Raw genomic sequence first — 15,749 nt, 5'->3', positions numbered from 1 at the left:
CTCAAGTCAGGCGGTGCAGCGGCGGGCGAGCGCTTCGACCATTGCCTGGCAGGCCAGGAGTTCGCTGCCGTGAATGAATTCGTCCGGCTTGTGGGCCCGGCCGATATCGCCTGGCCCGCAGATGATCGCATCGATGCCGGCGCGCTGGAAAAGGCCGGCCTCGGTGCCGTAACTGACGGCGGGGAGCGGTGCGATGCCGGTCAGTTCGCCAAGTAGGCGGGCAAGCGGCGCATCGGCGGCAAGCGACAGAGCCGGATAGGCGCTGAGTTCGCGCCATTCGACCTGGAAGCCGCGATGCGACAGCGCCTCGGCCGCCGCGCGCAGCGGCGCCAGCAGCATGGCCGGATCGACGCCGGAAATGGCTCTCGCTTCGAACTCGGCCTCGCAGGTATCGGGGATGATGTTGACCGCCTGGCCGCCCTTCAACGTGCCGACCTGGAGAGATGAGTAGGGCGGCTCGAACACATCCTCGAATGGGCCGTCTGTCAGCCGCACTGCTTCGGCATTGGCGCAAGCCAGGACGCTGCTCATTGCGTGGATCGCGTTCAGTCCCTGGTCCGGGCGGGAGGAATGGCCGGACCGGCCCCTGACCGTCAGCCGGGCGGCGGCCTTGCCCTTGTGGGCGCGGATTGCCCGCATGTTGCTCGGCTCGCCGATGATCGCGCCAAGCGGAGGCCTACAGAGTTCCGGCAGCCGGGCGATCATGTGCGGGACGCCGCGGCAGCCGGCCTCCTCATCGTAGGAAAAGGCGAAGTGGATGGGCCGGCGGAGCCGCATTGATGCGAGCGTCGGAACGGCAGCAAGAACGGCGGCCAGAAAACCCTTCATGTCGGTAGTGCCGCGGCCGTAGTAGCGATCCGCTTCGGCGCGCAGGCGGAAGGGGTCGCTGCTCCAGCCGGCCTCGGCGGCGGGGACCACGTCCATATGGCCGGAGAGGATATAACCCGGCACTTCGTTCGGACCGATCGTTGCAAACAGGTTCGAACGGTCACCCTCGGGGCCTGGAAGCTCTGCGGCGGCGATGCCGTGACTTTGCAGATAGTGCCGGATCCAGGCGACGATCTCGCCGTTCGGTGTTCCAACGACGGAGGCGAAACCAACGAGCCTTTCCAGAATATCAGTTGCCTGCATGGGCGTCCTCACGGCGGGGGATATCGAGGCGATCGGGCTTTGCGGTCAATGGTGCCGTTGGGCCTATCGCGTCTGGTCAACGACTGTAGAGACCTGCCCTGGCTTTATTTACCGAAAGTGCGCCGGATTTGGTCGATTGTTGTGTTTGCACGGGCTTCGTCAGTGATTTGTATCGCGCAATCCGTCCTAATCTCGACGAGGGAGTTTCCATGGATAGCTTTCCCTGGGGGCTTGTCCAGGTTGCTGCCGGATGTGGAACAGTCGCCAGGTGCCGCGTTACGGGCCGTGGAAGTGGATGATCTGACGGCGATCGCCGTCTTGGATCGATGGCCTTCGGCATGGATCGCACGCTGCTTCTTGCCGGCTCCTGAAAAATTCCAAGGGTGTGGTGCGGATCCGCGCCGGCCGGATCGTGGCCTTCTCCGCTTCACGAGTCGAAAACCTATGCGCTCGTCAGCCAGGCGCTCGGGTGAATTAAGCGCCGGGACAGAGGGGCAGCGATGCCAGATCCTGAATGCGTTCGCACTCGGGTCTGAACGAGCGATATTGCCAGAAACCGTCCGGAGATTCTCGCCGGTATACGGTCTCGAGCCAATAGATGGTGTCGTCGAGCGGCAAGACGGGATGCCAAGCATACCATTGCGACCAGATCTTTCTTCCCGGTTCGTTTCCTCTCATCGCCCCCTCTCTTTCCCTGAGCGGTCCGCTCCGACAAATATTCAGAGGATGAGAATAATATTACAAAAGTATTCTTCTACGAAGATCCTTTTAGGATTAGTCAAAATTGTCCTTCATTCAATGAGGCAATTCCGCACGATATGGATGGGCACGACCTGTTTGCGGGGAGTCTGCGCGCCGCGTGATGGAATGAGAACGACTCTCGCAACGGCTCTATCGCCGTCTCCCGGGTCATGAGGCAGAGCGATGCTCAGTTGATCGAGCGCAGCCCGAGATAAGCGGCCAAGCAGACGGCGGAAAGGCTGATGGTCAGCCTGGGTCTGGCGTCGTCGAACATTGCCGCCAGCGAAAGGCAGAGCATCAGGATGACCGATTTCGCCCAAAGATCCTGATCGGAGAGGGTGAAGGCGACTGCCGCCAGAAAGACCGCACTCGCGACGATCGTGACGGGAGCGGATTTCTCGGCGAGATCGCCGCCAGAAAAATACGGCAGGAGAAAACGGCGCATGCTCAGGCCTGAAGCGACGCTTAGGAGAAGACAGGTCAAGACAAGGTGCAACATGGGTCGTCGATGATCGCTCTGCAGATAGCGTAAAGATGCAAACGCCATGCCAGCCGCAATTGGCCTGCCGCAGAGGCAAGGCTGGGGATTCTATGGCTATTTCGGCGGCGGCGCGATCCTTTTTTCGGCAGTCGCCGGCTTGTCCACGCGCTGAATAGCGCGCATGCAGCCCGGCAAGCCGGGATGACGAGGCGGAACTGCGCGACGCAGAAACCTGCTTGAGCGGATGCAATCATTTTTATATAGAGAATGATAAATCACCTAAATTCTGAAAAAGAGATTTTCTTTGGACCTTTCCTCGATCGAGATATTTCTCGCCGTCGCCAGCGACCGCAGCGTTACAAAGGCTGCCAAAGCCGTCGGGCGGGTGCCGTCGAACGTGACGACACGTATCCAGCAGCTGGAGGAAGACCTCGGCGCTTCCCTCTTCAGCCGTGACGGCAAGAAGATGACGTTGACGCGGGAGGGCGAGACGTTTCTCACCTACGCCAACCGGCTTATGGCGCTTGCGCTGGAAGCGCGCCAAGCCGTGCGGCCTCTTGCCCCATCGGGAACATTGCGGGTCGGCACGATGGAGAGCACGGCGGCAAGCCGCCTGCCGGCTGCGCTGACGCAATTCAACCGGATGTGGCCTGATGTGTCACTGCATCTGACGATGGGCGCGTCGCGCGATCTCGCCCGCGATGTTCTGGCCGACGCACTGGACTGCGCCTTGATCGCCCGGCCGCCGAAGACGATGCGCGAGGATGACCTGGATTTCGATGCCGAACTCAAGGCGCTGGAGATGGAGACTGTCTTCGTCGAAGATCTGTTGATCGTGCTGCCGTCAGGACATCCCGCCATCAAATCCGCTGCCGACCTGCGTGTCGGAGCGCTCGCGGCTTTGGAGCCCGGCTGCACCTATCGCAGGATTGCCGAAAGCTGGGCGCGCAATTCGAGCGCTCTGCCGACGAGCGAGCTCGGCTCCTACCACGCGATCCTGGCGAGCGTTGCGACCGGCAATACCGCGGGTGTCATGCCGAAATCCGTGCTCGACCTCATGCACTGGCCGACCGCTGTCCAGACCCATCAGCTCGGCCCAGTCGAGACGCTGCTGGTTTACCGTAGGGATAACCGCCCCAGCGCCTTCAGCGCCTTCCACGAAGTCCTCAGTGCTAAAAAGGGCAGAGACATCCGGCTGGCGACAAACTAGTTTCCGTCTTCGCCTTCGCCCGCCAAACAATCTTCGCTTATAATTGGTCTTCGCATGCAATTTCCCGTTTCACCGAAGGTGGGGCCGAGCCGTTTTCGCCGCTTCCGCCTGTTTTCGCCCATCCTGGCCGGAGCGACGTTAAGAGAACGGTTGATCGCCTGTTTCGGCGCGTTGCTGGGCATTGGTCTCACCGGCGTCATCAGCGGCTATCTGTTCAGCCAGGGACCGCATCTACCCTTGATCGTGGCGCCAATGGGCGCCTCGGCGGTGCTGCTTTTTGCGGTGCCGGCAAGCCCGCTGGCGCAGCCATGGTCGATTATCGGCGGCAACACCATCTCCGCGATGATGGGCATCATTGCCGCATATTTCATTCGTGATCCGATCATCGCAACCGGCGTCGGAGTTTCACTGGCAATCGGCGCGATGTCGTTCACGCGGTCGCTTCATCCTCCGGGAGGGGCTGCGGCGCTGACCGCGGTGCTCGGCGGTCCGGTCGTTGCCGGCTGGGGCTTCCTCTTTCCCTTCGTGCCCGTCGCCTTGAACTCCTGCATTCTCGTTGCACTTGGCCTGCTGTTCCACAAGCTTTCCAGGCGGAATTATCCGCATGTCGTGCCCAAGCCGGCGGAGAATACCCATCAGACGGTCGACCCGCCATCTGCCGTCCGGGTGGGCTTTCGCGAGGAGGATGTCGACGCTGCCCTCGAAGCGCTCGATGAAACCTTCGATATCGATCGGGCAGATCTCGGCCGGCTGCTGCAGCAGGTCGAGCTGCAGGCGGCCATTCGCTCGAACGACAAGATCAACTGTGCCGATATCATGTCGCGTGACGTCATTGCCATCGGCGACATGTCGGAACCGGATGCTGCCCGGCATCTTCTGCTGAAGCACAACATTCGCACCTTGCCGGTGAAGGATCCGGAGGGTCGCCTTATCGGCACCGTCGGCCTGCGGGAATTGTTTACGAGCGGCGATACAATTGCGCAAGCAATCTCGAAGCCGGCGGTGGCGAGAGCCTCGGATGCCGCTCTGTCGCTGCTGCCCGTTCTGACGGACGGGCGCACGCACGCCGTCATCATTGTCGATGACGATCATCGGATCCTCGGCCTGATATCGCAGACCGATCTGCTGAGCGCCGTGGCGCGGCTGCTGCCGAACGATAGCACCGCGATCGCGGCCGTGGCGTGAGTCACGAAGCGGCTCGGCTATCGCCGGCCGGTCTTTGCTTCACAGGCGACATGCCTTCGTCGTCAGCCCCGTGGAGCTGTCGTGTGTGACTGTGGGATTTCGGCCTTTTCCGACACTATCCCGGCGATGACTTCGAGCGGATGCGGCATCCGCCTGCCGTCGATTTCCTTCACCTGGGAGCGGCATGAATATCCTGTCGCCATGAGGATATCGGAGTCGCCAGCCGCGTCGAGCTCCGGCTTCCAGCTCAGCGCATAAAGGCGCTCCGCGATCGGCCGGTTGCGGGCCTCGTGTCCGAAGGTGCCGGCCATGCCGCAGCAACCGGTTTGCGCCGCCTGAAGATCGACGCCGAGGCTGTCGAACACTTTTTGCCATTGTGCGACGGAGGCCGGCGCATTGGTGCGTTCGGTGCAATGGGCCATCAATCGGAAGCTACTGCCCTTGATGGCAGAAGGCGAAGCGGTCAGCCGGTCGAGGTTGGCGGCGAGCCATTCCTGTGGGAGCAGCACCGTCGCCTTCAGCAATCCCTTGTATTCGCTGCGGAAGGCGAGCGTCATGGACGGATCGAGTCCGACGAGCGCCACGCCCGTTTCATCCAGTCGCTGGAGGTAGCGCGCTGTCCGCTTGGCCGCAGCCTCGAAGCGTCCGAGATAGCCATGAACATGCAGGGCTTTGCCATTGACGTGGGACGCCGCAAGAAGCGGCGTCAGTCCCATTTTGCGGGCGAGCCCGATGGCCGCGAGGGCGACATCGGGATCGAAATAGGCTGTAAAGGTGTCGGCGACGAAAACCACGGTCCGCTGCCTCTCCTGCGGCGACAGGACTTCGATCGAATGGGGCGTCGCAAGCGGTACGCCGAGGCGGGCGGCTTCCCTGGCGAGCGAGATTCGCGGCAGATGCGGCAGGGAGGTTAGTCCGGCGACACGCATCATCGTTCTGCCGGCGCGCGTGCCCACGACCAGGTTATAGGCAGGCCGAATGCGCCGGACGAACGGCAGGGTGGTTTCGATCGCGGCGACCAGCGGGTCCTTCAGCGGACGCAGATAGCGTCCATAATAGAGTTCCAGGAATTTCGAGCGGAAGGCTGGCACGCTGACCTTCACCGGACACTGCCCCGCGCAGGCCTTGCAGGCCAGACACGTGTCCATCGCCGCGCGCACCTCGTGGGAAAAGTCGTCCCGATTTGCCGGGTTCAGCGAATTGAAGGCGCGCCGCGCCAGGCTGGCGAGCGGAATGCTCCGCCGCAGGCGCATCGCCTCCTGGCGGGCATCGATGCCCTTCTCGGCAAGCAGCCTTAGCCATTCCCGCATTAGGGCGGCACGGCCTTTGGGCGAAAAGCGCCGGTCGCGCGTCGCCTTGTAGGAGGGGCACATCGGGCTCGTCTCGTCGAAATCGAAACAGGCGCCGTTGCCGTTGCAATAGGCGGCGTTGTCGAAGGCGGAGCGGATCTCGTTGCCGATGATGCGGTCGGTATCTCCCCGCAGCGGGACTTCGTCGATCTTCGTCAGCGCTCCCGTGGAAGGGGTTGCGATCTTGCCGGGATTGAGCCGATTTTCAGGATCGAAAGCCCTCTTGATTTCCTGCAGGCTGGGATAAAGATCGCCGAAAAACTCCGGCACATATTCCGAACGCACGCCCTTGCCATGTTCGCCCCAGAGCACTCCGCCATATTTGCGGGTCAGCGCCACGACGGCGTCGCTGACCTCTCGAACCAGCCGGACGTGATCAGTGCGGGTGAGGTCCAGTGCCGGCCGCACGTGCAGGACGCCGGCATCGACATGGCCGAACATGCCGTAGGAGAGACCGGCGCCATCGAGAAGCGCGCGGAACTCGCGAATATAGGCCGCCAAATTCTCCGGCGGCACCGCCGTATCCTCGACGAAAGCAACCGGCCTGACCGGCCCTTCCACATTACCGAGCAGGCCCACCGCGCGCTTGCGCATCGACCAGATCGCCTCGACATCGGCATGGCCCCGGGCGATCGTATAACCAGCATGGCGGGCATTCGCGCCCGTGTCGAGCGCGGCGGTCACCTCCGCAAGCTTGCGCTCGAGTTCGTCTTCATTATCGGCCAGCACTTCGGCGATGTTGATGCCATTGGTCGCAATGCTCGGATCGTCGGGAAAGACGCGGGCAATGCCGGTCCAGACGATATCGCCTTTCGCGAGGCCGAGCACTTTCTCGTCGACCGTTTCCACCGAGGCGACCTTCAGCGCCACGAGATTGCGCGCGTCCTCCAGGGCGGTGTTGAAATCGCCGTAGCGGATGTTGATCAGCGCTGCATGGGCGGGGATCGGCAGAAGGTTGAGTTCTGCTTCGGCGATCATCGCCAGCGTTCCCTCCGAGCCGCTAAGAACGGCATTGAGGTCGAAGCGTCCGTCGTCACGCCTGATATGGGCGAGGTCGTAGCCGGTCATGTAGCGGTTAAGCTTCGGAAAGATCTCGGCGATCCGCTCGTGCTTCTCCCGCGCGATCCGTTCGACCGTCCTGTGGATATTGCCGACGCGGTCCTCGCGCGCGGCAACCCTCGCGTACGCCTCTGCGTCGATCGGGCGCGACCAAAAATCGGACCCGTCCATCAGGACGATACGCAATCCGAGGACGTGGTTGCTGGTCTTGCCGTAGAGGCATGAACCCTGGCCGCAGGCATCGGTGGAGATCATGCCGCCGATGGTGGCGCGGTTGGAGGTGGAAAGTTCGGGCGCGAAGAACAGGCCGTAGGGCTTCAGGGCTCGGTTCAGCTCATCCTTGACGACGCCCGCCTGGACACGCGCGATCCTTCGGACGGGATCGATATCGAGAATGGATTTCATATGGCGCGAACAGTCCACCACGACGCCGGATGTCAGGGATTGACCGTTTGTGCCGGTGCCGCCGCCGCGCGGCGCGATGCTGATCTCCTGGAAGGCCGGTCCCGACAGCACGGTCGCCACGACCTGCAGGTCTTCGACGCTCCTCGGAAAAAGAATGCCGCCCGGAGCGACTTGGTAGATGGAATTGTCGGTTGAAAATACGGTTCCGCTCGCCGCACCGGTCTCGATATCGCCGTCGAACCCCGCCTCGACGAGCCGCTGGAAAAACCCCGCGGCTGGAAGAGGGATGGAATCCCTCGATTGGAGGCGTGGAATCATTTCGAAACCTTCAGAATGCACTCGAGCCTTGTCACTAGCGCATCGGCTCTTAAATCGGAATCGATTTTCCGAAAGGCTATCCGAGGAAATCTCGATCCCGCGTCTGATGGGCAGGCGTCGCTGTGATGGCGATGCCCGATCATGAGTGAAGCTTCAAAGGATCGGAGCGAAATGATCGGCGATGACGTTGGATTGAAGACCGTGAGCTCTTGAATCACCGACAAGACGATGCCCGGATCGCGCTTGTCGAGCGCGCCGAATGGTTTGTGCTGAGGCTAAGGAACGCTATGGCCGCCGCACCCGAGGAAGCTCTCGTCAGCGGCGGCCGATATAAATGACCTAAGCGTCTTGCTCTATGGGGTCACCCCGCAGCCGGCGCCTCCTGGCGCGTTTCGAAGAGCCCGCGGGCCGCCTCGACCATCGATTGCAGGTGGTTGGGGTCGCGTACGCCCTGCCGGTAGAGCTCGATGATGATGCTCGCCATTCGTTCGGCTTCGTCGCTGTCCCTTGCCACCCCGTAGTCGGTGCGGAGCTTGTCGAAGACTTGCTGGCAGGTTGCCAGATCGCGGGAGTCCAGCGGCACCTGCGATCGGTTTAGGATCGTTTGAACCATTTTCATTCCCTCGAAAAAGGCCCGCCCGGCAGAGCGTGCGGGCCTATCTGTCATCTGTCAGAAATCCATGCCGGCACCGGGGGGCAATGGCGGAGCGGCATCCTTCTTCGGCTTCTCGGCGACCATGGCTTCCGTCGTCACGAGAAGACCAGCGATGGAGGCCGCGTCCTGAAGGGCGGTGCGAACGACCTTGGCCGGATCGATGACGCCCTGCGCATAAAGGTCGCCATATTCGTCCGTCTGCGCGTTCCAGCCATAGGAGAACTCGCTTTTCTCGCGCAGCTTGCCGACGACCACCGAGCCCTCCGCACCGGCGTTCTCGGCGATCTGGCGAGCCGGCGCCTCGAGTGCGCGGCGAACGATCTCGACGCCGACGCGCTGGTCGGCATTGGCGGTCTGGACTTTTTCAAGCGCCTTGACGGTGCGCAGCAGCGCCACGCCGCCGCCCGGCAGGATGCCTTCCTCGACCGCCGCGCGGGTTGCGTGAAGTGCATCGTCGACGCGGTCCTTCTTTTCCTTCACTTCGACCTCCGTCGAGCCGCCGACGCGGATGACGGCAACGCCGCCGGCGAGCTTGGCAAGACGTTCCTGCAGCTTCTCGCGGTCGTAGTCAGAGGTGGTCTCTTCGATCTGCGCCTTGATCTGGGCAATCCGGCCTTCGATGTCGGACTTGGCGCCCGAACCGTCGACGATCGTGGTGTTCTCCTTCTCGACCGACACTTTCTTGGCGCGGCCGAGCATGTCGAGCGTGACCGATTCGAGCTTGATGCCGAGGTCTTCGGAGATGACAGTGCCGGCAGTGAGCACGGCGATGTCTTCGAGCATCGCCTTGCGGCGGTCGCCGAAGCCAGGGGCCTTGACGGCAGCGATCTTCAGGCCGCCGCGGAGCTTGTTGACGACGAGCGTTGCAAGCGCTTCGCCTTCCACGTCTTCGGCGATGATGAGAAGCGGCTTGCCGGACTGGACGACGGCTTCGAGGATCGGGAGCATCGACTGCAGGTTCGACAGTTTCTTCTCGTGGATCAGGATATAGGGATCCTCGAACTCGACCCGCATCTTGTCGGCATTGGTGACGAAATAGGGGCTGAGATAGCCGCGGTCGAACTGCATGCCTTCGACGACTTCGAGTTCGGTTTCGGCGGTCTTGGCTTCTTCAACCGTGATGACGCCGTCATTGCCGACCTTTTCCATCGCCTCCGCCAGGAAGCGGCCGATCTCGGAATCACCGTTGGCTGAAATAGTGCCGACCTGGGCAATTTCGGAATTGTTGGAGATACTACGGGCGTTGGCCTTCAGTTCCGCGACGATAGCGGTGACGGCGAGATCGATGCCGCGCTTCAGGTCCATCGGGTTCATGCCTGAGGTAACGGCCTTGGCGCCCTCCTTGACGATCGCCTGGGCGAGAACGGTCGCAGTCGTGGTACCGTCGCCGGCGATGTCGCTGGTCTTCGAAGCCACTTCGCGGACCATCTGAGCGCCCATGTTTTCGAACTTGTCTTCAAGTTCGATTTCCTTGGCGACGGAAACGCCGTCCTTGGTGATGCGCGGCGCGCCGAAGGATTTGTCGATCACGACGTTGCGGCCCTTCGGGCCAAGCGTTACCTTCACGGCGTTGGCCAGGATGTCGACGCCGCGCAGCAGCTTCTCACGGGCTTCGACGTTGAATTTGACTTCTTTAGCAGCCATGTCCTCACTCCTTCATAGGCAGCTAGCATTGACCACGTCCTGAGGGTCTCAGGCGGCCTGCTTTCCTTCGCTCTGGGCTTCGATGATACCCATCACGTCGCTCTCCTTCATGATCAGCAGGTCTTCGCCATTGATCTTGATCTCGGTGCCGGACCACTTGCCGAACAGGATGCGGTCGCCGACCTTGACGTCGAGCGGCTGGACCTGGCCAGCATCATCGCGCGCGCCGGGGCCGACGGCGATGACCTCGCCTTCCTGCGGCTTTTCCTTGGCGGTGTCGGGAATGATGATACCGCCCTTGGTCTTTTCCTCGGAATCGACGCGGCGGACGAGAATGCGGTCATGAAGCGGTCGGAACGACATGTCTTCCTCCATCGACAAACAATGATGACGTTGTTCGCCAGACCGGACCTGATGACCAGTCCGGACGGGTGCAAGGTCGCGCGCCTTGCGCGATTGATCTGGTTCGATGGTTTTTCGATTTCAAGGGGCGACGCAGAAAAATTAGCACTCTCTGCAGGTGACTGCTAATGGCGCCGGGGAACCGAAGGCCGGCTCCTGCGTTCGGGCTAATGACGATGGTCGTCCCCTCGTCTGATAAGACGAGTTCAAAACTGTTCCGGCTTGAATCCGGATTTCGGCGTTCCTAGCTCTCAGGCGATCGAGGCTCGATGAGCTCGATCACCGTCCCACGTCTTTAGGAGTGAGTGACATGGAAGAGAAGACCAATATTATCAAAGACCTCAGTATCGAGGAACGCGAGGAAATCTTCGTCGATATCGCTCGTACGCTGGAGGATACGGCGCGCGAGGCCCTCGTCGAGGGCAATATGCACTTTGCTGTACTGTCGAACAACATGGCCGAAGCGATCCGCGTCAACGCCGACGAACTCGCCCGGGACGATCCCGAGAATGCCGAGCGCGTATTGCTCGAGGCGACGGCGATGATCTCGCAGTTCGAGGCTATGCACCCTTATCGCATGGTAAGCATGGCCGTTCACTGATTGCCCATGACGACTCCTAAAACCAGCACGCCACCTGAAAGCGGAACCGACGACGCGCGTTCCTTCGACACTGAGCGAGCCGAAACCGATCGTCAAAGAGCGTCGGACGCAGCCCGGCGCAATGCGGATTCGACGTTGGATCGAGACAGCGGCGCTGAAACTCCGAGCCTGAAACTCGCGAGAGAGTATCTGAGCCTCGGGGGGCGCCGCCGGTCCAAGATCGACGACAACATCACCACTGTTCGTCAATGGGAGGAGGATCCGCCGGCGGCTGAACGCTTCTGGCAGGAGCGGGTGGAGACGCTTTCAAAGAATGAGCGCAAGCAGGTGGAGGATTTTCTTCCCACCATCAACACGCCTTAAGACACGGCGAACCAACCGCGAGGTCAGGTCGGAACTGGAGAAGATCATGGCCACAGACAAACACGAACAGATACGCCGGCGGGCCTACGAAATCTGGGAGGCCGAAGGCCGCCCTGAAGGGGCGGACCTGCGTCATTGGATGCAAGCCTGCGACGAGTTGGCTGGTGAGGACGAGGATGCGACGCTGCAGGACCTGCTCGATCAAGACGACAGGGACGACGCGGCGCTGCTTCAAGGCGCCGGGGAAAGCGGCGATCTCGACCGGCCAAGCCTCGGGTCTGGTCAAGATGCCGGGGAGACGGCGGATATCGAAATAACCACGGGGGAGAAACCTTCCCGAGAAAAGATCAGAGAGACCGAAGGACCGTAATCGTCATGCAGCATCTCGACCACGCCATGCAAGTCGCTATGGACGCGCATGATGGCCAGACGGATAAAACCGGCCGGCCCTTTTTCGAGCACTGTCAGCGGGTTGCGCTTCTCGTGTCGGGCGACGAGGCGCGAACCGTCGCCTACCTTCACGACGTTGCAGAAAAAGGCAGCGGCTGGACGCTCGACAGGTTGAGAGAGGAAGGCTTCCCGCCGGCGATCATCTCTGCAGTGGATGCGTTGACCCGGCGGTCCGACGAGCCGGATGAGGAATTCGTCAGGCGTGCGGCAGCAAATCCGCTCGCTCTGACCGTCAAGCGGGCCGACCTCGAAGACAATCTCCGACAGGCCGAACAGACCGGCAAAGACAAGGAAAAGTATCAACGCGGCCTCGATCTGGTGCGCGATATAGAGAACGGACGATAGGTGTTCCGTTCTGCGAACGCAGCGCAGGCTGTCGCAATTTCTGGCGCGGCGAGCGAAACTCTTCCGAAGTTCAAGAAATAGCCGCCAGCCGCTAACCATTTCCTGACTATGAAACAGGCCGCGGCGGCATGCCGACCAGCGGTAAGTTGCTTATTAACTCATACGACTTATGGTCGTGGGTACTTGGGCGAACGGGGGAATGGTCTTGTCCGACGAGCTGCACATGATCTCCGCAATGGGTGGTGCGTTGACGGGCCTGCCCGGAATTGGCGATTGCCTTGATCAACACGGTATCGTGCTCGGCGTTCATCTTGATCGAGATGGATTTCATGAATGCGCCGCCAAGCGGCCGTTACCGGAGCTTATCCTGCTCGACGCTCTGTCGCCGGAGGGGGACGGTCTCGAAGACTGCCGGCGTCTCAAGGGAAACGTCGTAACGCGTGATATCCCTGTGATTATCCTGGTCTCGCCTCAGGACGAGCAGACCAAGATTGCGGGGTTTGCCGCCGGTGCGGTGGATTGTGTCTCCAACCTCGTGTCCGCCGCCGAGCTCGTCGCCCGCTTTAAGCGACACATCGAGCTCGCCGCCGCGCAGGCGCGACTGCAGCGGCGCAACGAGCAACTCGAAACGGCGCTTGCCAGCATGGGACAGGGCGTCTGCCTGTTTGACGAAAGCGGTCGGCTGCTTCTTTCGAATAATCGTTATGCTGAGGTTTATGGACTCGATCCCGCCGTCATCCACCCTGGACAGTCGCTGGAAGACATCCTGAATCTCAGACTGGAGGTCGGCGCCGTTCCCGCCACCTCCACATCGGACTATCTCGCCTGGGCCGAAGCGACCAATATGGGCGATGTGCCCCAGGATTGGATCAAGGAACTGAAATCCGGCCGGATCATCCGCGGTTATCATCAGCGGACGCCGGAGGGCGGCTGGGTATCGACCCATGAGGATATCACAAAGGCCTGGTTTGCTGAAAAAGCCCTTGCAGAGGCGCACGCCCAGGCAGAACGCGCCGAGCAGGAGGCGCGGGCGGCGCATGCCCGGCTTTTGGCAGCTTTCGAAGTCGTCCCGGAAGGCCTCGTCCTGTTCGACGCAGAAGACCGCTTCGTCCTGTGGAACCGACGATACGAACAGCTTTACGCCGAAAGCGGCGATATGCTCGCCAAGGGGATGCGCTTCGAAGACCGCCTGCGTGCAGGCCTCGAACGCGGCCAGTATCCGGAGGCGGTCGGGCGCGAAGACGAATGGCTTGAGGAGCGGCTGGCCCATCATGCCGCGCCCACCAGCAACCACGAGCAGCGCCTGCCCGGAAACCGGTGGATCCGGATCGAGGAACGCCGGATCTCCGAAGGCGGCAGCGTCGGCATCCGAGTCGATATCACCGATCTCAAGATGCAGGAGGCCTCGTTCAGGCTGCTGTTCGAAGGCAACCCCATGCCGATGTGGGTGTATGACCGCGAAACCCTGAAATTCCTCCATGTCAACCAGGCCGCCATCGATCACTATGGCTACCGTCTGGAGCAGTTTGTGACAATGACGCTGCGTGACATCCAGGTGCCGCAGGACGCCGCCCGGGCAACGGCGGCCGTCTTCGACGCCGAGGATCCAGCCGCCACGACCTGCTCGTCGCGCCACCTCAAGGCAGATGGCGGCGCCATTGAAGTCACCGTCTATTCCACCTGCTTGAACTACAAGGGCAAAGCGGCAGCGCTGATGGCCGTCGCCGACGTCACCGAGGCCAAGCGTGCCGAGAAGGCATTGCTGCAGCACCGCGACACGCTGGAAGAGATGGTGCGTTCCCGCACCGTCGAACTGGCGCGGCAGACGGAAGAACTCGAACGCATGCTCGAACAGGAAAAGCACATCAACGAGTTGCAGCGCCAGTTCGTCTCGATGGCGTCGCATGAGTTCCGTACCCCGCTGGCGGTAATCGACGGCGCGGCGCAGCGGCTCATTCGCCGCAAGGAGGCGGCGACACCGGAATTCCTTGCCGAAAAGACCGACCAGATCCGCAGCTCGGTTTCCCGTATGCTCGAACTGATGGAAAGCATTCTTGCCGCCGGGCGGTTGGATCATGGCCGGATCACCATCGTGCCTAAGCCGTGCTCAATTGCCGAAATCATCGAAACCTGCAGTGCGCGTCAGGAAAGCATCCGGCGATCCCATCGCTTTCTGCTCGAACTCGACCGGATTCCTGAGACCATTTATGGTGATCGCCCCGCGCTCGATCAGGTCTTCAGCAACCTCTTCTCGAACGCCGTCAAATACGCGCCGGATTCTCCAAACGTCCACGTCACAGGATGGCAGGAAGGAGAAAGCGTCTGCATCACCGTGCGCGACGAAGGCATCGGCATCGACGCCGATGATCTCCCGAAGATGTTCCAGCGTTATTTCCGCGCCAGAAGCTCCACAGGCATTGCCGGCACCGGCATCGGCCTCAATCTCGTCAAACAGATCGTCGAGCTTCACGGGGGAACGATAGAAGTGGTGAGCAGCCGCGGAAACGGCACGACGTTTACGCTCCGGATTCCGATAGGCGCCGAGATGTCGGACGAACTGCGCGTTGCCGGCTAGGCAGGCGGGTCGCGAAGATATTGCCAAATTTCAGTAGCACCCGATAAAAGGGTTTAGAGGATTGACGATAATTTTTCTCCTTCGGCACGGAGAGACGATCTGGAATGCGGCAGGTCGGTTTCAAGGACAAAAGGATTCTCCTCTTACGGAAAGAGGACGGCGGCAAGCGGATCAGGCTGGCAAACTTCTCGGCCGAGAACTTGAGCGGCATACCGGTGAAATCGATGTCCACGTCAGCCCGTTGGGCCGCGCAAAAGAAACAGCGGCGCGCATCGCGCGCTATGTACCTGTGGCCAGCTGCGATGAACCACGATTGATGGAGGTGACGACCGGATCCTGGGATGGCATGACCCATTATGAAATCGACATGGAATATCCGGGCATGCTCGAAGGCGCCGATGCCTTCAACTGGTTCTTTCGATCGCCGGATGGAGAAACATTCGACGCAGCTTGCGCTCGCGTCAAGGAATGGTTGTCACAGCTTCGCTCCACGACGATAGCCATATCCCACGGGCTGACGGGGAGACTGATACGAGGCGTGTATCTTGGATTGTCCCGAGAGGAAATGCTGGAACTGCCGGTGCCGCAAACTGGATTTTATCGGCTCCAGAATGGCCAGGCTCACCTTATCGAATAGCCCCGCGGCTGAACCCAAGATCGGCCGGCTTTTCTGCTCTCCCCACCGCGCTGCTCCTGCCGAGACAAACCTAGAGCGGTTTGCGACTTGGTTGAATCGGGATTCCGCTTTTGTCGCAAATCAGATTTGATTGAATGAGCGATGGAGGCTTGTTCGATGGGTCGTGCTTATTCGATGGATTTGCGTGAACTGGCGATG

15 protein-coding genes are annotated in these 15,749 nt (G+C 61.2%); 8 read left to right on the top strand and 7 right to left on the bottom strand.

Annotated features, from left to right (window positions below):
- Positions 1-6: 6 nt before the first annotated feature.
- The 3 genes from argE to C4N04_RS29435 all read right to left on the bottom strand — a co-directional run bounded on the left by argE (position 7) and on the right by C4N04_RS29435 (position 2,371).
- Positions 7-1,131 carry an acetylornithine deacetylase gene (argE, locus tag C4N04_RS29445; RefSeq protein WP_106797667.1) on the bottom strand — a complete coding sequence of 375 codons (1,125 nt, stop codon included), beginning with the start codon at positions 1,129-1,131 and terminating at the stop codon, positions 7-9.
- Between the two features lie 474 nt (positions 1,132-1,605).
- The gene (locus C4N04_RS32365; protein ID WP_106797666.1) at positions 1,606-1,809 is read right to left on the bottom strand and encodes a hypothetical protein; all 204 of its coding nucleotides are present in this window, start codon (positions 1,807-1,809) and stop codon (positions 1,606-1,608) included.
- A gap of 250 nt (positions 1,810-2,059) precedes the next feature.
- A complete protein-coding gene (locus C4N04_RS29435) occupies positions 2,060-2,371 on the bottom strand; it encodes a hypothetical protein (protein ID WP_106797665.1) in 312 nt (103 codons plus the stop codon).
- Between the two features lie 286 nt (positions 2,372-2,657).
- Between C4N04_RS29435 and C4N04_RS29430 the strand changes: the two genes are divergently transcribed.
- Together C4N04_RS29430 and C4N04_RS29425 are read left to right on the top strand one after the other, a co-directional pair.
- On the top strand, positions 2,658-3,563 hold the full coding sequence (locus tag C4N04_RS29430) for a LysR substrate-binding domain-containing protein (protein WP_106797664.1): 906 nt from the start codon (positions 2,658-2,660) through the stop codon (positions 3,561-3,563).
- Positions 3,564-3,617: 54 nt separating this feature from the next.
- A complete protein-coding gene (locus C4N04_RS29425; protein ID WP_106797663.1) occupies positions 3,618-4,748 on the top strand; it encodes an HPP family protein in 1,131 nt (376 codons plus the stop codon).
- 62 nt (positions 4,749-4,810) lie between these two features.
- Here the strand turns inward: C4N04_RS29425 and C4N04_RS29420 are convergent, their stop codons facing one another.
- From C4N04_RS29420 to groES, 4 genes are all read right to left on the bottom strand, one after another.
- Positions 4,811-7,879 carry an FAD-binding and (Fe-S)-binding domain-containing protein gene (locus tag C4N04_RS29420; RefSeq protein WP_106797662.1) on the bottom strand — a complete coding sequence of 1,023 codons (3,069 nt, stop codon included), beginning with the start codon at positions 7,877-7,879 and terminating at the stop codon, positions 4,811-4,813.
- A 361-nt stretch (positions 7,880-8,240) separates the two neighbouring features.
- Complete coding sequence (locus C4N04_RS29415; RefSeq protein WP_040112253.1) at positions 8,241-8,492, bottom strand: hypothetical protein; 252 nt, start codon at positions 8,490-8,492, stop codon at positions 8,241-8,243.
- A gap of 57 nt (positions 8,493-8,549) precedes the next feature.
- A complete protein-coding gene (gene groL / locus C4N04_RS29410; protein WP_040141894.1) occupies positions 8,550-10,178 on the bottom strand; it encodes a chaperonin GroEL in 1,629 nt (542 codons plus the stop codon).
- 48 nt (positions 10,179-10,226) lie between these two features.
- On the bottom strand, positions 10,227-10,541 hold the full coding sequence (groES, locus tag C4N04_RS29405; RefSeq protein ID WP_009992998.1) for a co-chaperone GroES: 315 nt from the start codon (positions 10,539-10,541) through the stop codon (positions 10,227-10,229).
- Positions 10,542-10,890: 349 nt separating this feature from the next.
- Here groES and C4N04_RS29400 point away from each other — a divergent pair, with 349 nt between their 5' ends.
- The 6 genes from C4N04_RS29400 (at position 10,891) to C4N04_RS29375 (ending at position 15,551) form a co-directional block, all read left to right on the top strand.
- A complete protein-coding gene (locus tag C4N04_RS29400; protein ID WP_009992999.1) occupies positions 10,891-11,181 on the top strand; it encodes a hypothetical protein in 291 nt (96 codons plus the stop codon).
- A gap of 6 nt (positions 11,182-11,187) precedes the next feature.
- Entirely contained in the window at positions 11,188-11,544 is a 357-nt protein-coding gene (locus tag C4N04_RS29395; RefSeq protein WP_009993000.1) for a hypothetical protein, read from the top strand.
- 46 nt (positions 11,545-11,590) lie between these two features.
- The gene (locus C4N04_RS29390) at positions 11,591-11,914 is read left to right on the top strand and encodes a DUF2934 domain-containing protein (RefSeq protein WP_096763133.1); all 324 of its coding nucleotides are present in this window, start codon (positions 11,591-11,593) and stop codon (positions 11,912-11,914) included.
- A 5-nt stretch (positions 11,915-11,919) separates the two neighbouring features.
- Positions 11,920-12,339 carry an HD domain-containing protein gene (locus tag C4N04_RS29385; RefSeq protein ID WP_040112248.1) on the top strand — a complete coding sequence of 140 codons (420 nt, stop codon included), beginning with the start codon at positions 11,920-11,922 and terminating at the stop codon, positions 12,337-12,339.
- A 199-nt stretch (positions 12,340-12,538) separates the two neighbouring features.
- Positions 12,539-14,914 (top strand): PAS-domain containing protein, encoded by a 2,376-nt coding sequence (locus tag C4N04_RS29380; protein WP_245425675.1) that lies wholly within the window; start codon positions 12,539-12,541, stop codon positions 14,912-14,914.
- Positions 14,915-14,975: 61 nt separating this feature from the next.
- Positions 14,976-15,551, top strand: a complete 576-nt coding sequence (locus C4N04_RS29375; protein WP_106797661.1) for a histidine phosphatase family protein — start codon at positions 14,976-14,978, stop codon at positions 15,549-15,551.
- Positions 15,552-15,749 lie beyond the last annotated feature (198 nt).

The sequence above is a fragment of the Rhizobium sp. H4 genome, assembly GCF_003013335.1.
Classification (GTDB): Bacteria; Pseudomonadota; Alphaproteobacteria; order Rhizobiales; family Rhizobiaceae; genus Rhizobium; species Rhizobium sophoriradicis.
This window is presented reverse-complemented; position numbering and strand designations above follow the sequence as displayed.